At 38.7% G+C, this 18,600-nt stretch carries 16 protein-coding genes; 7 read left to right on the top strand and 9 right to left on the bottom strand.

What is annotated here, in order from left to right; genetic code table 11:
• The first annotated feature begins 413 nt into the window (after nt 1-413).
• The 3 genes from IGL31_RS02915 to IGL31_RS02905 all read left to right on the top strand — a co-directional run bounded on the left by IGL31_RS02915 (nt 414) and on the right by IGL31_RS02905 (nt 2,563).
• Nucleotides 414-734, top strand: a complete 321-nt coding sequence (locus tag IGL31_RS02915) for a DMT family transporter (RefSeq protein ID WP_002287086.1) — start codon at nt 414-416, stop codon at nt 732-734.
• Nucleotides 735-887: 153 nt separating this feature from the next.
• A complete protein-coding gene (locus IGL31_RS02910; protein WP_010829565.1) occupies nt 888-1,793 on the top strand; it encodes an ABC transporter ATP-binding protein in 906 nt (301 codons plus the stop codon).
• Entirely contained in the window at nt 1,790-2,563 is a 774-nt protein-coding gene (locus IGL31_RS02905) for an ABC transporter permease subunit (RefSeq protein WP_002287088.1), read from the top strand. The genes IGL31_RS02910 and IGL31_RS02905 overlap by 4 nt, the downstream gene beginning before the upstream one ends.
• Nucleotides 2,564-2,743: 180 nt before the next feature.
• Here IGL31_RS02905 and IGL31_RS02900 read toward each other — a convergent pair whose 3' ends face one another.
• Nucleotides 2,744-4,168, bottom strand: coding sequence for a basic amino acid/polyamine antiporter (locus IGL31_RS02900; RefSeq protein ID WP_002287090.1), 1,425 nt, complete (start codon nt 4,166-4,168; stop codon nt 2,744-2,746).
• A gap of 210 nt (nt 4,169-4,378) precedes the next feature.
• On the opposite strand from IGL31_RS02900, the gene nrdI reads away from it, so the two are divergent.
• Entirely contained in the window at nt 4,379-4,825 is a 447-nt protein-coding gene (nrdI, locus tag IGL31_RS02895) for a class Ib ribonucleoside-diphosphate reductase assembly flavoprotein NrdI (protein ID WP_002287091.1), read from the top strand.
• A gap of 64 nt (nt 4,826-4,889) precedes the next feature.
• Here the strand turns inward: nrdI and IGL31_RS02890 are convergent, their stop codons facing one another.
• The 6 genes from IGL31_RS02890 to IGL31_RS02865 all read right to left on the bottom strand — a co-directional run bounded on the left by IGL31_RS02890 (nt 4,890) and on the right by IGL31_RS02865 (nt 12,533).
• On the bottom strand, nt 4,890-6,872 hold the full coding sequence (locus tag IGL31_RS02890) for a glucose PTS transporter subunit IIA (protein WP_002323720.1): 1,983 nt from the start codon (nt 6,870-6,872) through the stop codon (nt 4,890-4,892).
• A gap of 13 nt (nt 6,873-6,885) precedes the next feature.
• Nucleotides 6,886-7,782: an N-acetylmuramic acid 6-phosphate etherase gene (gene murQ, locus IGL31_RS02885; protein WP_002287094.1), complete on the bottom strand. Its 897-nt coding sequence runs from the start codon at nt 7,780-7,782 to the stop codon at nt 6,886-6,888.
• Nucleotides 7,783-7,784: 2 nt separating this feature from the next.
• The gene (locus IGL31_RS02880) at nt 7,785-8,846 is read right to left on the bottom strand and encodes a DUF871 domain-containing protein (RefSeq protein WP_002299967.1); all 1,062 of its coding nucleotides are present in this window, start codon (nt 8,844-8,846) and stop codon (nt 7,785-7,787) included.
• A gap of 211 nt (nt 8,847-9,057) precedes the next feature.
• Nucleotides 9,058-9,585 (bottom strand): histidine phosphatase family protein, encoded by a 528-nt coding sequence (locus IGL31_RS02875; protein WP_002296174.1) that lies wholly within the window; start codon nt 9,583-9,585, stop codon nt 9,058-9,060.
• A gap of 66 nt (nt 9,586-9,651) precedes the next feature.
• Complete coding sequence (gene eat(A) / locus IGL31_RS02870; RefSeq protein WP_002291593.1) at nt 9,652-11,154, bottom strand: ABC-F type ribosomal protection-like protein Eat(A); 1,503 nt, start codon at nt 11,152-11,154, stop codon at nt 9,652-9,654.
• A gap of 257 nt (nt 11,155-11,411) precedes the next feature.
• Nucleotides 11,412-12,533: a glycerate kinase family protein gene (locus IGL31_RS02865; RefSeq protein WP_086299846.1), complete on the bottom strand. Its 1,122-nt coding sequence runs from the start codon at nt 12,531-12,533 to the stop codon at nt 11,412-11,414.
• Nucleotides 12,534-12,658: 125 nt separating this feature from the next.
• On the opposite strand from IGL31_RS02865, the gene IGL31_RS02860 reads away from it, so the two are divergent.
• Entirely contained in the window at nt 12,659-13,600 is a 942-nt protein-coding gene (locus IGL31_RS02860) for a 2-dehydropantoate 2-reductase (RefSeq protein WP_002323721.1), read from the top strand.
• 149 nt (nt 13,601-13,749) lie between these two features.
• Here IGL31_RS02860 and IGL31_RS02855 read toward each other — a convergent pair whose 3' ends face one another.
• A complete protein-coding gene (locus IGL31_RS02855; protein ID WP_002323722.1) occupies nt 13,750-14,646 on the bottom strand; it encodes a hypothetical protein in 897 nt (298 codons plus the stop codon).
• Between the two features lie 268 nt (nt 14,647-14,914).
• Between IGL31_RS02855 and IGL31_RS02850 the strand changes: the two genes are divergently transcribed.
• Entirely contained in the window at nt 14,915-16,255 is a 1,341-nt protein-coding gene (locus IGL31_RS02850; RefSeq protein WP_002296179.1) for an amino acid permease, read from the top strand.
• A 215-nt stretch (nt 16,256-16,470) separates the two neighbouring features.
• A complete protein-coding gene (locus tag IGL31_RS02845) occupies nt 16,471-16,914 on the top strand; it encodes a DUF305 domain-containing protein (protein ID WP_002299975.1) in 444 nt (147 codons plus the stop codon).
• A 75-nt stretch (nt 16,915-16,989) separates the two neighbouring features.
• Here the strand turns inward: IGL31_RS02845 and nhaC are convergent, their stop codons facing one another.
• Nucleotides 16,990-18,408, bottom strand: coding sequence for a Na+/H+ antiporter NhaC (gene nhaC, locus IGL31_RS02840; protein WP_002293307.1), 1,419 nt, complete (start codon nt 18,406-18,408; stop codon nt 16,990-16,992).
• Nucleotides 18,409-18,600 lie beyond the last annotated feature (192 nt).

Here is an 18,600-nt window from a genome sequence, read left to right as displayed (position 1 = left end):
ATAGTTGTTTTCTCACGAAATAGACACTATTTTTAAATATTTTTCGTTATTTTTTTATCACAAAAATTATCTTACTTATTGTAAGGTAAAGCTTTTTTTAATTTATTGCCCGCTAATATATAGAAATAAGGTCTAGTTACTGTTTTTTTTAAATGATTAATAAATAACAACTCCTTTCTATGAAATTGCAAAGCATTCATCTTCTTTTCTGCTAACGATATATCCGTCAATGCTTGGTACACTTTACTAAAAAGTATGAGATTGCCGATATCTGGATAGGTGTGCTATACTACAGAAAAAGATATACGATCTGCCACCGGGTAGTAAAAAAGAGGATGATCATTCCATTAGGTCTTTGAAGGGATGATTCTCCTCTTTTTGTGTATTTTTTATATTGAAGGAGGAACGTATGTATGGCATGGATGGAATTAATCATAGCAGGAATTTTGGAAGTATTCTGGTCAACGATGATGAAATGGAGTGATGGTTTTTCTAAAATCAATTATTCTTTTTACACAGTGATTGGAATGATTGCTAGTTTTTACTTTTTATCAAAGGCAATCAAAAGTTTGCCGATGAGTCTCTCTTATCCTATCTGGACAGGGATTGGCGCAGTTGGTTCGGTCATAATTGGTGTGGTCTTGTTTCATGATAAGCTGAATCTTTCCACTTGGTTCTTTGTGGGGATGCTACTCATCAGTATCATTGGCATCAAGATTACTAGCGGCCACTAGACACTTGGAATAAGTACTGATCAGAAAAAATAAGCCTTTTTATTTAATATTCAATTTTTTTATGAACAAATAAGAAATAAGTCCAATGACCTAGCGACTTCTCCACTCATCAGGTGTATGCTTGTACTATCTATAGAAAAGGAGTGAATATTTTTGAAAAGTCTTTCGGTCCAAGAATTATCCAAGAACTTTGGTCACAAACAAGCCCTCAGCGATGTCAGTTTTAGCTTATCCCCTGGCAAAATCGTTGGATTAGTAGGTCCTAATGGCGCTGGAAAAACAACGATCATGAAAGCTATTTTAGGACTGATCCATTACTCAGATGGAACAATCCGTATTGGGGAAAATGAGATTTCTCCCTCTAGTCATAAAGGGTTGGAACAAGTAGGAGCATTGATCGAATATCCGGGTATCTACCCATTCTTAACAGGCTATGATCATCTGAAGTTATTCTCTGAAACAAACGATGTATCTGCTATCGATACTATCGTGAATCAGCTCAAGATGGAAAAGTACATTCACAAAAAAGCGAAATCTTACTCGTTGGGAATGAAACAAAAGCTAGGGATTGCTCTTGCCTTACTGAACCATCCTTCTATCGTTATTTTAGATGAACCGATGAACGGGTTGGATCCACAAGCAACAAGAGATGTGCGAAAAATCATTACCGACTTGGCTGCTCAAGGCACCTCTTTCTTGATCTCCAGTCACTTACTCAGTGAGCTTGAAAAAATGGTGGATGAACTGATCCTGATCAATCAAGGAAAGATCATCAAGCAATGTACAATGGCTGAATTGAACCAAGCAGCGCAAGATTTCATCATTATCTCTACAACGAATGATCTAGCTGCTCGAACGATCTTGACAGAAGCTGGATATACTTTGGAAGATTCTGATAAAATCAAGCTTTTAAAAGAAAACGAAGAATTATTAGGAACCGTGATCCAGTTATTGTCTGCACAAAATATCCATGTGACAGACGTCCAGCATCTGACGAATGATTTGGAATCTTCTCTATTGGAAATTCTGGATTCAGTAAAGGGGGAAGAAGAAAAATGACATTGCTTGTAAAACAAGAGTTATTTAAATTGATCAAGAAAAAGTCAACTGCTGTTTTATCTGTTCTATTAGTTGTTTTGCTCATAGGAACAGCACTTCTAGCCAAAAAATACACGACGATCATTGATCCAGTTGAAATGACTGCTCAGCTTTTTAGTGCCACATCTTGGATTGTCTTTATCATGATTGCAGCTGCAAGCACGATCATTTCGATGGAAGCACAATATGGTACATTGAAAAATCTCCTTTATAGAAAGTATTCTCGAGGAGAAATATTAGTAAGCAAATGGATCACATTAGTTATTTATTCTGTTTATTTATACCTTTTAGCTATTATTGTCACTGTGTTGATGAAACTGATTCTTTTCCCTTCGATTTCCTTCACGGAGAAGGTTTCTACTGGTCAAACACTGATCCAAAGCTTGTTCACTTATACTTTGGGTAGTTATATCGGTTTATGGCTGATTTTAAGTTTAGTGTTGATGATTGCTTGCTTTATCAATAGTTCCGGTGCATCCATCTCAGCAGGAATCGTCTTTTATTTTGCTTCGTCAATCATATCTGGTATCCTTATCGCACTCATCCAAAAATGGGAGTGGATCAAATGGAATCCGATCAGTATGTTGAATCTGCAAAACCAAATTGGAAACGAAGAGATCATGAAGCAATTGACTCATCTTTCTACTAATCAAATGCTGTTCGGTAATTTAGCTTACATCGTTTTGTTCTTAGCATTAGGATATCTCGTATTTAAGCGAAAAAATGTATGATGACTCATCAAAAAAGAGGTTGTGAAAGAGCCGTTCAGCCTTATTGCCGATTGGCTGTCTCTTAAACACCGTTTATTCTGAAAAAGGAGCTGTGACAACATTTGTGTCACAGCTCCTTTCCTAGTATGTTTTTGAATAAACGACAGGCTCACAACATCTCTTTATACTTCTTTTATACTTCTATACGTGAAGCATCCCAGTGGCAAATAAAACCATTGCAATCACTCCGACCATCGTCACACCTATAAGTAAAATCTTATCTAAGTGGATATGTTGTACAGGCTCGTTTTGCTCCTTACGTGCTTTGAGGTAAAAATAAATGCCTGGCAAGAAAAGAACAAGAACAAGCATTACTTCATTAAAGGCTACGACTAGCATAGCCCATACTTGAAAGGCACTTGCTAAAAGCCCTACTAAAAATTGGACCCATTCTTTCCGCTGATAAGAAAGTTTCATTTGGTACAATCCTAAGAAAAGCCACGTGAAGAAAATAGCTGCTGTACCAAGTGTGTAAGCAAAGTTATAAGCACTGTCAGTGAATAATAATGAAAGTAAAAAGACATTCGTACATAACGTCGTCAATACGATAGCATAAGTTGGTGCCCCATTTTTGTTGAGTTTTCCCCATGCTTTAGGCAAAAGTCCGTCTTCAGCCATGTTTCCCATTGTTTCAATCGGTAAGATCGTCCATGAGAGCCAAACACCAACTAAAGAAATGATCAAACCGCCGTTGATCACGACTGCTCCCCATTTACCAACCATCATTTCAAACACATAGCCCATAGCAGGCTGCGCCTTGATCGTTTGCAGCTGATTCATCGTCATTGTCCCATATGGAAGCATGGAAACCAAGACGTAAATAATAATCAAGCCGAATATCCCTAGAATCGTTGCTTTCCCAACATCTGATTGTTTTTTTGCTCGTGAACCTACGACAGAGGCTCCTTCAATACCAACAAATACCCAAAGCATCACCATGATGCAACTCAATACTTGACTGGAAAACGGGATCGGCTGCCCATTCGCATTCAATATGATATCGCTAGAAAAGTTATCAATGAATTGTTGGATCGAAAAGGTGCTGATAGCTACTACAATAAATAAAAATAATGGCACTAATTTACAAAATGTGACGATAGCATTGACAAAGCTAGCATTTTCAACTCCCCGATTCACTAGCCATGCATATCCCCATAAGAAGACTGTACTCATCACGATCGATGCCAGATTTTGCCCACCTTCAAATACTGGGAAGAAATATCCTAATGCGCTCATCAACAATGTTGCAAAAGCTACGTTGCCTAACCAGCATGTGAGCCAGTAACCCCAACCGCTGATAAAACCAGCGAAACGGCCAAAACCTTCTTCTGCGTAACTAAAGATCCCGCCTTTTAAATCTGGACGTTTTTTATTGATATTATTGATCGACAAGGAGAGCATCAACATTGCTGTTCCTACGAGTACCCAACTGAAAATAGCTGGGCCGCCAGCCGATCCGGAGATGTCCGTCATAATACCAAATACGCCACCTCCAATCGCTGAACCAATTACTAAGGCAGCAAGTGGAATTAAACCAATTCCTTTTTTCTGTTGCTCTGTATCCATGTAAGCATCCTCCAAAATAAAACCGCTTTTATCAAAAAGTATAACAAACCTTTTTTATTTTTACTTAATTAATAAAAACTTTAATAGAAATATAATTCTACCGGCTTTTTTCTCATTATACAAGCAAAGCGCCTAGTCCCTTTCCAAATTACACCACCAAAAAACTTAAAAAAGATGCTATACTAAAAGGAAAGAATTGGGGGATGATCCATGAACATTTTATATATATCGATTTCAGGAAATACGCGTGCCTTTGCCAAACATCTAGCAGAATATGCTGAAAAAATGCATGCAGAAGATCCTGTCAATCCTGAAGTTACTTTAAAAGAAATCCATGAAAATAGTGATTTTACGAAAGAAACAGAACCATTTTTTACTTTCGTTCCTACTTATTTAGACGGCGGAAATGGTTTAGATAACGGTGACACAGAAATCTTGACCGAAACGATGCGTGAATATCTGGAACATGAAGACAATCATAAACTTTGTCTTGGTGTAGTCGGTAGCGGGAATAAAAACTTCAATAATCAGTATTGTCTAACAGCCAAACAATATGCACAAACATTTGGCTTTCCTTTCTTGGCAGATTATGAATTACGGGGAACACCATCTGATGTGACACGAATTTATCAGATTTTAGCAGAAAACAATAAATAATAAAAAAGAAGAAGCTGAAAAATAGATTTCAGCTTCTTCTTTCGTTTCTATTGTTTCTATCATATTAAGCTTTGACATCCATCACAGGTGCTTTTGCTTTTGCTTTACCTGTTTTTTCCAAGACAAAGTTTTTTACACGATCCATATTGGTTACCAAGACGATCATGGATGTTTCTTTGCCTGCTGCTTTGATCGCTTCTAAGTCAGCTTCTGCTACAAGCGTATCAGGTGTCACTTGCTGCCCTTCTGTTACTTTCACATCAAATGGCGTACCACCTAAGTCAACTGTGTTGATTCCCATATGAAGCAAGATTTCTAAACCATTTGGCGTTGTGATCCCAATAGCGTGTTTCGTTGGGAAGACAGAACTGACTACCCCAGTAACTGGAGAATGGATATGTCCGTTTTCTGGTTCTACAAAGTAGCCTTCACCCATCATCTTTTGTGCAAAAACTGGATCACTTGCTTTATCTAAAGAAACAACTGTTCCGTCAGCAACTGATGAGAGGATAGTCACACTTTCAGCTGAAGTTTGAGGTACTGCTTTTTCAGGCACTTCATTTACTGTGGCTGTTTCAGTCGCTAATTCTTCTTTTTCTAAACGGTCTTTAGGAATACCGAAGAAGAATGTAGCAACGAAGCCACCAGCATAAGCTGCCAATAATCCAAGGATGTAGCCTAACCATTTACCGTCAGAGATCAATGGGATCAAAGCGGCTCCTGAAGGTCCAATAGCGATAGCCCCGACATTTCCGATCATTCCGATCACTGCCCCGCCGATACCTCCACCGATACAAGCAGTAATAAATGGGCGTCCTAGAGGTAATGTTACTCCGTAAATCAATGGTTCGCCGATTCCTAGGATCCCGACTGGTAAAGCTCCTTTGATCATTTCTGTTAATTCTTTATCTTTTTTGCAGCGAATCCATAATGCCAATGCTGCACCCACTTGTCCTGCACCAGCCATCGCAAGAATTGGAAGCAATAGCGTACGACCAGTTTCATCAATCATTTGCACATGGATTGGAGTCAAAATTTGATGCAGTCCGAACATAACCATCGGCAAGAATAATGTGCCTAGAACGAAGCCGGCAAATGCTCCACCAACGCCAAGTACCCAGTTGATCCCACCGACCATGCCATCAGAAATGAAACCTGCTAAAGGCATGATGAAGAAAATTTCAATCAGACCGATGGCAATCAATGAAAGAGTTGGTGTAACGATGATATCTACCGCATCAGGTACTACTTTATGCAGTTTTTTCTCAACGATTGACAATAGCCAAACAGCGAAGATGACACCTAAGATCCCACCTTGTCCAGCTGCAAGAGCTTCACCAGTAAATAAGTTTTTCAGTGGTGCTTCCGGATTCATCCCTGTCAGCATCACAACGGCCCCGATAACTCCACCAAGAGTTGGTGTTGCACCAAAAACTTGTGCAGCATTGATACCTGTATAGATAACTAGGTAGCTAAACATCCCGTTTTTCAAGATGTTCATCACATCGATATATTGTTGCCATGTTGCTGCATCAAGTGTTCCGGCTGTGACTAAGTTTGCTAAAACTGCGGCAATCCCTGCCACGATCCCAGTACCGACAAATGCAGGAATCATTGGCACAAAGATATTAGAAATGTCTTTTAATACCGATTTGATTTTAGATGGTTTTTGTTTCGATTTTTGTGCCGCTTTCATTTCTTGTGCCCGTTCGTTTACACGGTCTTTTCCAGACGCTGATGAATTTGCTGTAGCTGCACTTACAGAAGGAAGTTTTTCTCCTAATTTCACGCCTGCCAAATCAACCATTTGCTGTGCTACTTTGTTCACTTTCCCAGGTCCGATGATGACTTGAAGCTGTTCATCTTCTACTACACCAAGCACTCCTGGAATCGCTTTTAATTCAGAGACATTTACAAGATCATCATTGATGATCTTCATACGCACACGAGTCATGCAGTGGACAATGCTTTCTACATTGCCCATGCCGCCTGCCCCTTTATAAATTTGTTTTGCCAGTTCTTCCAAAGTCAGTTCGTTTTTTGCCATGGTCTTTTCCCCCTCATAAGGTCCCTTTTACAAAACCGTTTGCTTCAGCTAATTTTGCTTGAGCTTCCTCTTTATCACTATTTGTCAAAATCATGACGATAGCCAGCTTAACATTTTGATCTGCTTCTTCAAAGTACTTTTCAGCTGTTTCGTAATCAGCTTCTGTCGCTTGCATGATGATTCGTTTTGAGCGTTCGATTAGTTTTTCATTTGTTGGTTTGACATCGACCATCAAGTTATTGAATACTTTACCTATACCAATCATACTGATAGTAGAAATCATATTCAAGATCAGTTTTTGTGCTGTTCCTGACTTCAATCGAGTAGAGCCTGTCAAAAATTCTGGACCTGCATCGACTTCGATTGGGAAATCCGCGTGTTTACTGATTTCGGCTTGTTTATTGCAAGAAATCGTTCCTGTGACAGCACCGATCGATTTTGCGTAATCTAATCCACCGATCACATATGGTGTACGACCGCTAGCTGCGATACCAATAACTATATCATTTTTTGTCAAATTCAGCTTGATTAGATCTTCTTGCCCTAGCTCATAAGAATCCTCGGCCCCTTCGACAGCTACAGTCATTGCTTCTTCTCCACCAGCAATTAGACCTATGACCATTTCCGGTTCTACACCGAATGTCGGTACGCATTCAGCAGCATCTAACACACCTAGTCTTCCACTTGTTCCGGCTCCCATATAAATCAGACGTCCACCTTTTTTAAAGGATTCAATCGTGTTAGCAATCACTGGTTCGATACTTGTCAGTTCTTTTTCAACCGCAGCGGCCACTTTCTGATCTTCTTTGTTCATTAGTTGAACGGCTTGAGAAATACTCATCTCATCTAATCCAAAAGTTTCTTGGTTTCTGCGTTCCGTTGTTAGGTTCTCTAAATTGATTTTGCTCATTTTTATCTTCCTTCTTTTCTTATAAATTGATAGTTCATACCAGCTTTGATTTGGTTGATCAATGGTAGCTCTTCTTTGATAACTTTGGCTACTACATTCACTTTTTCATCCGCTGGCAAATCATATTTAGTTAATTGGATCTCACCCATATAGCGCAAATACTTTTCGTTATCTAAAGTAATAGACCCTTTCATACGCGTAGCTGTATTTCTTGCTGGGATAGACGGAATCTCTCGAAAACGTGCATCTGCGCTTCGTATGACATCTCTTGCATCGTCTTGCCGATTCGTATGCTTCCCTAATATATATTCGTAAAATTCTTCATCTACAGGTTCCGTATGGAGCAAGACTGTCTGTTCTTTTTGGAAAGAAGCAAATTGCTCCTGAACGTTTTCTGACAGACCTGCATCTCCGATGTAAACAATATCCGTGTTACTTGCTAATAGATCTAGAGCGCCTGCAAGAGGATGGACCCCGCGATGTTCTTCCAAAGTCGGCAATCCTTGATATAGTGGGCCTCTCAACTCTGTATCTCCTGGTACAAAACCTTGGACAAGGAGACCTTGAATTTTGAGCCATTGATTTTTTTTCTGATACCATTCTTTGTCCAGCCCTGTTTCGGGACGTGGATAATAATTATGCCAAGCTTCAATCTGTGAGAAATCAGCTTCTGCTTCTTTCAATTCATCGATATCTTTAGGCGTGATCGTGCTAGCATTCAAACTGATTTTCAATTGATGTGACCAGTCGGCAATCTGCTGATTGGAAATATGATAATCCATTCTTAAACCTGTTACACCAATTGCTTTCAAAGGCGTTAGATCTTCTAATGAAAAACCCGCTCGTTCCAATGCCTCTCCTGAAATATCGACCATCAATTCTAGTTTATTCTTTTTCGCTTCGCTTCCTAGTTCGATCAATCGCTTTTGATATGCCGAAACATCATCTTCTGGTATATGCATGGAAGTGAAAATACCGACAAAGCCATTGGATGCCATTTGGCGGATATACTGTTTCTTCTCTTCTGACAAAGAATCGTTCATAAATATTGAAAAGCCAAACATATTATCCCTCTTTTTCTGTATCCGTCTTCATTTCTATGACTAGAGTATATATCTAAAGAAATAAAATTTCAACACTTTTATTAAAATAATTAAATTCCATTTCTAAAGCTTGAGTTTATATTACCAAAAGAATTGTCATAACCTAAAAAAAGGCACTGCTAAGCAAAAGCAGTGCCTTGAAATATTTTATTTAAATAACACAAACACATAATTACTCATAAGAAACCAATTCTGTATTATCTACCATGAATGTAAAGAACCCCTCATTAGGCATCGGATGAAAATAAGCATTGATCACTCTTATCAAGGCATTATGGCAAACTAACAGATAGACATTTTCTTCGTCTTCGATGCATTCTTTCAATAAAGGAACGATCCGTGCATACACATCTAAGACTGACTCCCCATTTGGGAATCGTACAGCGAACGCTAAACGTGCTTTTTGAAAGTTCTCATCTTTGCTTGGCAGTCCATCATAATCCCCAAAATCCATTTCTACCAATCGTTCATCAACGGTCAGCGGCAAGCTGAGACGATCAGCAACTGCTTGTGCTGTATCTCTTGCTCGTTGAAGAGGGGAATGGATGATTTTCGTGATTGGAACAGGCAAATCTACTACCTTTTCTGCTAGTTTCTGTGCCTGCATCTGTCCTTTTTCAGTCAGCGGCACATCTGCCCGTCCGCAAACTAATCCTTGTGCGTTCCAAGTTGTTTCTCCGTGTCTCGTTACATAAAGCATGTGATTCTCTCCTTCGTTGGCAAAGTTTCCCTTAACCATACCTTGTTGTTCTTGAGATTACAAGGGTTAGATTTTCTCAAGAGAAATAATCTCAGTAGATACTTTATCCAGGAAGGTTTGATCATGTTCCACTAATAACATGGCAGGTTTCACGTTCAAGATCAGTTGTTCTAATTGTTCTTGATTGAAGACATCCAAATAATTCAATGGTTCATCCCATATATATAGTTCAGCTGGCTGTGATAAAGATTTAGCCAATTCCACTTTTTTCCGTTGGCCCATACTCATCTGCTCAATCTTGTTATGAAAAACATCTCTTTCCATCCCAAGCTTTCGGAGGTTGTTCAAAAATGCTTGGTAGTCTACTTGGTTTTTCTCTGCAAATTCCGCCAACGTTCCTCGATTGTCTTCATAATTTTGGCGTACATAACTAATGCTCAGATGTTTTGGCTGGGATTTTTCTCCTATAACCTTGCCGTTGAATGCCCCCAGAAGATAATGGATAATGGATGACTTTCCTGCACCGTTAGGACCTGAAATCGCCACCCGCTGATGAGGCTCGATTGTAAAATGAATTGGCTCGAATAACAGATTTTCATACCCTAATTGAAGATCTTCTACGCTTAAAAGTCGCTTATGGTGAGACGCTTGGCTATTCATCGTCAAAGAATCGATATATTCGATATCTTTTAATAGTTTTTCTTTCTCGCTGATCTGGGTCTCCATCCGATTCACGATTGCTTTGGATCGTTTCATCGTCCGTGCAGCATCAGCACCCACTGCTCCTTTATTCACTCGTCTAGATTCAGTATCGATGAATCCGACTTGTTTCTTTGTTTTATCTCCTTCTCGGGAACGAGACCATTCGGCTTTTTCAGCTGCTGTTTTCTTTAGCCTACTGACTTCTTTTTTCAATTTTTCATTTTGAGCCATTTCAAATTCATCACGAAGTTTTTTCTGTTCTTCATAGATAGAGAAATTCCCTTGATAAAGTTCCAGTTGACTTTTTTCGATTGCTAAAACATGGTCCACTACTTCATCGATAAATCCCCGGTCATGGCTGACCACGATGAAGCCTTGTTTTTTCTTTTTCAAATAAGCCGCTACTTGTTTTCTACCAGAGATATCCAAATGATTCGTTGGTTCATCGATTAACGGGAAATGAGTGTCATCCACAAATAAAAGTGCCAGTAGGACTTTTGTCTTCTCTCCCCCTGATAGTGTGCTGAATTCTCTCCATAAGATTTCAGGATCTGTTTGCATCAATTGGAGCTCTCTTTCGATTTCCCATATCTCAAAATCCGTAATATCATTTAACACGTAATAGGTTAAACGTTCTTTATCTTTTGTCTGTTGCGGGAAATAGACAAATTCTTGCTGATGGATTACTTGCCCTTGATAAGGTAGTTTGTTTTGTAGAATATTCAGTAAAGTTGTCTTTCCTCGACCGTTTCGTCCGATAAGTCCTAGTTTCCATTGTGTGTCAAAATTTAGATTTGCTTGTTCAAATAATAATGTGCCTTGGCTGTCGTAGCCGAATGTCAGATTTTTTATTTCGATTTTAGACATTTTCCATCACCTCGTAAAAAAAGACCAGTCCTATTTTCAGAACTGGCTAAAGAGGATGCAAGGGTTGGGTACACACAAAAAGACCCATACATCGAAAAAACCAAGCCAATCCCGAAAATCTGCACACTGCTCCCTTGTCTCCACAAGGTACAGTCTGAATGCAGCTTTCATCAATCGACTTAATTTTTCAATGCACGGATCCCTCACTTTGTCCTATATTTGAAATTACGATAGCATAAAGAAAATGATTTTGTCAACTACTTCGGGAGGATGGTGAAAAATCTGCTAAGTGTCTGTCCTAAGATTTTTGTTTTTTCTAATGTTTGCCTGTGTTCCATTGCTTCTTCTAAACCTATTGGACCCAAATGAATACTTAAGACAATTGGGAGAAAATCAGAGAGTCCTTCTAGCTCTTGGTCTCTACTTCCGCAAATAGCGATTATTGGTTTTCGAAATTTTTTTGCAAGCACTGCTACACCGTATGGAACTTTTCCGTGGATCGTTTGCTGATCGATCCGCCCTTCTCCTGTAATGATGACATCTGCTTGTTCGATCTTTTTTTCCAATCCAGTGATTTGGCTGACTAAATCGAAACCAGAAACCATCTTCGCTCCCAACAAAAAAAGGGCTCCACCAATACCGCCTGCTGCTCCACTTCCTGGAATATCATCTAAATCCACCTCCCAGAAATCTTTTATTTGCTGAGCAATCTTTCCTGCTTGTTTATCTAAGAAAGCTAGCGTCGTATCTATTCCTCCTTTTTGTCTTCCAAATTGCCAAGCAGCTCCTTGTTGACCTGTATATGGATTGGTAACATCTGCAGCGATAATCAATTTTACTTTAGAAACAAGAACGTTTCTTCGATCAAAATGAAGTTTTTTAGTAGATAATAAAGGATTTCCTTCTGTGTACCCTTCTAAAGAAGCACCCAAGGATTGGAGTAATCCTAGACCACCATCGCTACACCCGCTTCCTCCTAAAGTGACAATAATTTGTTCTACTTCTTGAAGCAGTGCATCTTTGATAAGTTCTCCTAAGGCATAACTGGAAGCAAGTCGGATAGTTTGATCCGTTGGTTTATCAAGTAGATCTAACCCCAATGCTTGTGCAGATTCGATGACTGCGGTATTTTTTCCTTGCCAAGTTGTCAATAAATAGCTGATTTTTCGCTGACGGAATAAGAGATCCATCCCATCAATGGTACGCCATGTTCCCCCGAGCGCGTAATAGATTGCTTCTGCAGTATTTTCTCCGCCATCTGCAATCGGCACATTGATTTTTCTTCCTTTACGATCTTCCCAGCCATTTAGAACTGCCTGATTTAGTTCAAATGAAGAAGCACTTCCTTTAAATGAATCAATTGCCGCCAAAATATCCATCTGTATCCCTCACTTTCTTCTTAAGTAAGACACTTTTTTTCATTTTTTTCAAACAAAACAATGCTATTTTCTTCCATCTTTCTATATACTAAAAGGGAACTCATTGAATAAAGGAGAGAAAAAACATGAAAATCGCAATAGCTGGGGCCGGAGCAATGGGCAGCCGAATCGGATTGATGCTACATCAAAGCGGAAATGAGGTCCTCTTGATCGATCGTTGGCCTGCTCACATTGAAGCCATTCGTACAAATGGGTTGATTGCTGACTTTAACGGTAAAGAAGTGGTCGCAAAACTGCCAATCTATTCACCAGAAGAAATCATCGAAAGCAACGAACACGTGGACTTGATCGTAGCATTAACAAAAGCGAATCAATTAGATGATATGTTTCGTTCGATCCAATCCATTATTACTGACAATACTTATGTTTTGTGTTTACTAAATGGATTAGGTCATGAAGATGTACTGGAAAAATATGTGCCAAAGAAAAATATCTTATTTGGGATCACGATGTGGACAGCTGGTCTGGCTGGTCCCGGAAAAGTCACATTGTTAGGTGATGGAGAAATCGAACTAGAGAACTTGGAACCAGAAGGCGAAGCATTTACAAAAGAAGTTGTAGAAGTCTTTCAAGAAGCAAAATTAAATCCGATCTATAGCCATAATGTTCGTTATTCCATTTGGCGAAAAGCTTGTGTAAATGGAACATTGAATGGTTTATGCACGATTTTGGATTGTAATATTGCTGAACTAGGCGCGCAAAAAGCGGCAGAGAGCATGGTTCGAACAATCGTATCTGAATTTGCTTCTATCGCAGCAAAAGAAGGAATCATACTAGATCAAGAAGAAGTGTACCAACATATTGCTTCTACTTATGATCCTGACAACATCGGGTTGCATTACCCATCTATGTACCAAGACCTGATCAAAAACCATCGTTTGACTGAAATCGACTACATCGATGGTGCCGTTTGGCGAAAAGGACAAAAATATGATATTGCTACACCATATTGTGCCTTTTTGACCCAATTAGTCCATGCAAAAGAAGGAATCCTTGGCGCAGAATAAAAGGCTCTCTGATGAGAATCAGCTGAATCAGCAGCTGGTTCTCTTTTTTTAAGCCCAATGAAAGATCAAAAAGAAAACACAACTCTCATGATGCCATAAGAATTGTGCTTGTTTGTTTCGGTACATAATATCTTCAAAATGTAGGTTTTTTATTTATTTTCAACAGAGGAGAGGTCATATTCGTATTGCTCATAAATAGTGGAATCGTTAGTGATAAATCGTTTTGCCCAATTTTCTGCATCATAAAATTCCAATAGCTCTGATGGGATTGGCTTAAAAGGTGTATGCAGAAATTCCGGTAATTCATCTAAATCACGTTCTCGAAGCAAAAAAATATTTTCAGGACGATAAAAATGATAATGAGCAATCGCTTGATTATCCGTTACTAGTTTCTTTTGAAAATACATAGATTCAAATGTCCGCAAAGTCACTCCTTGCTGACCCTCCCGCAACAGTTCCAGAATCCCGCGCGATTCCCCTGTTTTTTTCAGGTACTCTTCATAAGTAAGATATCCAGGTTGTTCATTCCCTCGATGTGGAAGAATGAAATAGTTGGTCGTAACATCTCTTTTTATAAATTCCTGCTTATAGCTTTCTGCTCGTTCTTTTCTCCCATTATTCGTTGCACCAAAAAATAGATCCGTCTTTGGTTCGCTAGAAGAAAAATCCATATGTTTCGAATAAAATGAACTATTATGTTTCAGCCCAAGTTCTTTTGCTTCCAAAAAATCAAAATGATAAATCTCATCGATTGCCGGTTCATCTTGTGCCTGCTTCAGCATCGCCTCGTGTTCTGCTTTGAAGTGATTCCAAAAAAATAACACAATTTTTGCATTGGTAAATGGGCGCACGCGTCGAGCCATCTCCATATCAAATCCATAATCTAAAAAAACGATCAGCTGATAATTTGCCAACTGTTGTCTAGCTGATTTAATGAATTCCGACTGTAGTAAATCTTTTCCGGACCAAACATCTAAAGAGCGGATGGAAGGCAAAAAATAAAGTGATTTATTTTTTGCAACTAGCAGTACGTCATTTTTGTTCATCTTTTCCGCCTCACTTTCTCTGTCACTTTTTCCTATGATAGCCTGTTTAAATAGTAAAAAGCCAGTAAAACGCTTCCTATATTTGTATGAAAATTTAACATTTGTATGAAAATATGATGAAATAAATCATTCTTCTATTAAAATTCGCCTAAAAGTTTTCTGAATAGTTGTAATTGTCTGAAAATTTGTTATCATTAGTCATTGTTAAATATTGCTATTTATTCTTAATATAAATTTTGATTGTGAATTTAAAAGAAAGAGGTCATTTATGGAAGATAAAAAATTGAAAAAACAACTTAGCTCCAGACATATCACCATGTTAGCTTTAGGTGGAGCAATCGGTGCAGGTCTATTTAAAGGAAGTGGCGAAGCGATTGGAATCGCCGGCCCTTCTGTATTGATTGCTTTTTTGATTGGTGGACTGATTTTATATATCGTGATGAAAGGTCTGGGAAAAATCGTTTTAAGCGGTGGCGACACGCATCACGGATTATCCGGTTTGATACGCCCTTATCTAGGTGCTCATTCTGCTGATTTTACTGATTGGGTCTACTGGTCTATGTGGATTATCAATATCATCGCTGAAGCTGTTGCAGCTGCTTCCTTTTTGCAGTTGTGGTTCCCGCACATTCCAGCCTGGGTATTTGTTTTTATGTTGGCTGTTTTGACTACGATCATCAATCTTTATTCGGTACGGTTATTCGCAGAAACAGAATATTGGCTGGCTTTTGCTAAAATCAGTGTCATTATCTTACTGATCATTTTTGCTACTTATCTTGTCGGTCAGCAAATGTTGGGCACAGGCGTTTTCCCTACCCTTCAGCAATTGACTGACCATGGTGGGTTTACTCCTCATGGTATGAAGGGAATCATCAGTTCTTTGCTTGTAGTTATCTATTCTTACGGCGGTTCTGAACTGATTGCTATCACGGTAAGCGAAGCAGATGATCCTAAACGTGCGATTCCTAAAGCCATCAAAGGTGTCATGGGAAGAATCATTTCCTTTTACATCATTCCTTTGTTTTTGCTTTTGATTCTTTTTCCTTGGAATACTTTAGCAGGTACGAATGTCAGTCCTTTTGTGATGGTATTTGAAAAAATGAATATCCCATTTGCAGCGGATATCGTCAATTTTGTGATTGTCCTTGCTTTGTTCTCATCTATCAATTCGGGTGTGTATGCATCTTCAAGAATTTTGTTCTTCCGTTTGAAGGATCGAAAAGGTTCCTCTAGAAAACTAGCTGTTTTAAACAAGCATCAAGTACCGCAACGTGCTGTTTTATTTTGTACCAGTGTTCTTTATCTTGGTGTAGCTCTTTCTTATTTTGTCGGTGACAAATTATTTGGCTATCTGGCAGGTTCCCTTTCGTATACAGTATTATTGATCTGGATCATTATCAGTGCGGCATCCTTTGTACTGGCACTAAGGAAAGGAACGTTATGGGACAAAGGAATCAGCTTTTTTGCATTAGCTGTCTTAGGGTTGATTTTCCTCGGTATCCTATTCACGAACTCCATTGGGGTAACTGTATTGACCGGTTTGCTTTACCTGTTCATTTATTTCAGTTATCAAAAAAAGAATGATGCGTTCGTCTTGACGAATGAATGAAACCAATAGAGAATTTTATTCTATTTATATTGAATAGCTAGAGCTATTGAAAAAAGGAGCTGCGACAAAAATTGTTGCAGTTCCTTTTTCCGAATAAACAGTCTCACGACCTCTTGGTAAACGGTGTTCAAAAACCCTCTGTGCAAAATAATTGATTGTTCTCCATGCTCATGACATGATAGAAGAAAGGAATGAAAAAAAGGAGTTTGTTTTAAATGAAAAAGTATTGGAAGTTTTTGTTGATGATCGGTGTTTCAACGGTAGTTATGTTTGGTATGATGTACTTGAATGTCTATGCGCTCGATCATATCTTCTTCAGTCGTACACGAGTATTCATGGCGTTGATGATGGGTGCAGTCATGGCAGTCATCATGCTGTTGTTCATGTGGAAAATGTATGAAAACAAAAAGATAAATGTTATGATCTTAGCCGCTAGTCTTCTTGTTTTTGCCGGTTCCTTGTTTATGGTACGAAGCCAAACTACTGTCAACGACACAGCTTGGATGAAGGCCATGATTCCTCATCATTCTATCGCTATCCTGACAAGTAAACGAGCTGATTTAAAAGATCCTGAAGTAAAAAAATTAGCGGAAGAAATCATTCAGGCACAAGAAGAAGAGATCGACAAAATGAAAAAAATGATCAAAGAAATGGAATGACCATTATCTATCCAAACAGAAAAACTGCTGGGAAACGAAAGTTTCTCGGCAGTTTTTTACATAAACATCCTGTTTTTATTGTTCTAATTGCGCTGTCTTGCTTACTGCTTCTTGCGGTTTCACAAATTTCTTTGAGATCCCCCAACCTGTGAAGGCACTGACCATCGAAAACACAGGAGAAAGCAAACTGAAAAATACGAATGGCAAGTAAGTGAGTGTAGGAATACCAAATGTACTTGCTACGAAACTTCCGGCAATTCCCCAAGGCACTAAGTAGTTGATTACTGTTCCACCATCTTCTAGCGTTCTACCTAATACAGTTGGATCAAATCCTGCTTTTTCATAAGTTTCTTTAAATGCATTACCAGGCAGAATAACAGATAGGAATTGTTCACCAATAAAAATATTTACTCCGATACTTGTCATCAATGTTGTAAAAATCAATTTTGGTGTGTTCGTCATCTTTCTTGATACTCGTTCCATCACGGTTGAGATCAAGCCAAATTCGATCAACAATCCACCTAATGACAAAGTTAGAATAATCAATGACACAGTAGGCATCATACTTTCGATTCCTCCGCGGCTAAGCAGTGAATCGATTTGTTGGTTTCCAGTATTTGAAACAAACCCTGATTCGATGACCCCAGCCAACTTCGTTAAGGAAGTTTGTGGGTTTTGAATAAAAATCATTCCTACTGCTACAGCGATATTCAACAAAATCGTCAAAATTGCCGGCACCTTTTTCCATGCACACAGTAACATTAAAAATAAAGGAATCAGTGACCAGATTGAAATAGTAAAGTTTGCTTCTAGAACATCAGTCACTTCACGAATAGATGAAAGACTTGCGGCTTTACTTGTGTGTCCTAAAATCATGAATAAAAAGAAAGAAACAACAAATGCCGGAACAGTTGACCACATCATATGCTTGATGTGTTTGAACAAATCGGCATCAACAATAGCTGCTGCTAGATTTGTTGATTCGGATAATGGAGACATCTTATCTCCAAAAACGGCACCTGAAACAATAGCTCCAACAACCAGCGCTGGATTTAGGCCTAGTGTTGTCCCAATACCGAAAAATGCAATCCCAATCGTTGACATAACAGTAAAGGCACTCCCTACAGCGCTACCTACGATTGCACACACAACAAATACAGAAGGGACAAACCACTGGACACTGATCAATTTGAACCCAATGACCATTAGAGTTGGAATGATCCCTGCTTGTATCCATACAGCAATCAATGAACCGACTAAAATAAAAATAAAGATTGGGATGATTCCTGGTTTGATGCCATTGATGATTCCTTCGTGCAGCCAATCTGTCGGGTATCTTTTTATCACTGCATACAACATGACCATTCCGATCGCTGCTAAGATCGTGATATTAGGTGAGACCTTTAATCCGACAACGCCAATCGCAATGCCTAAAACAATAACCATTAATACAAGTGTTGCTTCTAAAAAACTTGGTGTTCCTTTTTTTCCCATGATAATCTCTCCTTTTTTAGTTGTTCTTATGTTCTAAAAAAGTTAAGATATCGGATTACTCCGCCGCAATTCATCCGCGATTCCTCCTTTATAAAAATAAAAAGACCTGTTTTAAACTAAGGACGAATGACTCCGCGGTACCACCTTAATTAAAAACAGATCTGTTTTTCACTTTCAAACTTTTATTCAAAT

It is taken from the genome of Enterococcus sp. MSG3290 (assembly GCF_050555565.1).
GTDB classification, from domain to species: Bacteria; Bacillota; Bacilli; order Lactobacillales; family Enterococcaceae; genus Enterococcus_B; species Enterococcus_B faecium.
This window is presented reverse-complemented; position numbering and strand designations above follow the sequence as displayed.

Excerpts from the sequence above, each read along its gene's own strand:
- nhaC (WP_002293307.1), bottom strand. The coding sequence starts at position 18,408 with ATGGGAAAAAAAGGAACACCAAGTTTTTTAGAAGCAACACTTGTATTA.
- IGL31_RS02845 (WP_002299975.1), top strand. The coding sequence starts at position 16,471 with ATGAAAAAGTATTGGAAGTTTTTGTTGATGATCGGTGTTTCAACGGTA.
- IGL31_RS02905 (WP_002287088.1), top strand. The coding sequence starts at position 1,790 with ATGACATTGCTTGTAAAACAAGAGTTATTTAAATTGATCAAGAAAAAG.
- murQ (WP_002287094.1), bottom strand. The coding sequence starts at position 7,782 with ATGAGCAAAATCAATTTAGAGAACCTAACAACGGAACGCAGAAACCAA.
- IGL31_RS02880 (WP_002299967.1), bottom strand. The coding sequence starts at position 8,846 with ATGTTTGGCTTTTCAATATTTATGAACGATTCTTTGTCAGAAGAGAAG.
- IGL31_RS02865 (WP_086299846.1), bottom strand. The coding sequence starts at position 12,533 with ATGGATATTTTGGCGGCAATTGATTCATTTAAAGGAAGTGCTTCTTCA.
- IGL31_RS02875 (WP_002296174.1), bottom strand. The coding sequence starts at position 9,585 with ATGCTTTATGTAACGAGACACGGAGAAACAACTTGGAACGCACAAGGA.
- IGL31_RS02890 (WP_002323720.1), bottom strand. The coding sequence starts at position 6,872 with ATGGCAAAAAACGAACTGACTTTGGAAGAACTGGCAAAACAAATTTAT.
- nrdI (WP_002287091.1), top strand. The coding sequence starts at position 4,379 with ATGAACATTTTATATATATCGATTTCAGGAAATACGCGTGCCTTTGCC.
- IGL31_RS02850 (WP_002296179.1), top strand. The coding sequence starts at position 14,915 with ATGGAAGATAAAAAATTGAAAAAACAACTTAGCTCCAGACATATCACC.
- IGL31_RS02900 (WP_002287090.1), bottom strand. The coding sequence starts at position 4,168 with ATGGATACAGAGCAACAGAAAAAAGGAATTGGTTTAATTCCACTTGCT.
- IGL31_RS02860 (WP_002323721.1), top strand. The coding sequence starts at position 12,659 with ATGAAAATCGCAATAGCTGGGGCCGGAGCAATGGGCAGCCGAATCGGA.
- IGL31_RS02915 (WP_002287086.1), top strand. The coding sequence starts at position 414 with ATGGCATGGATGGAATTAATCATAGCAGGAATTTTGGAAGTATTCTGG.
- IGL31_RS02855 (WP_002323722.1), bottom strand. The coding sequence starts at position 14,646 with ATGAACAAAAATGACGTACTGCTAGTTGCAAAAAATAAATCACTTTAT.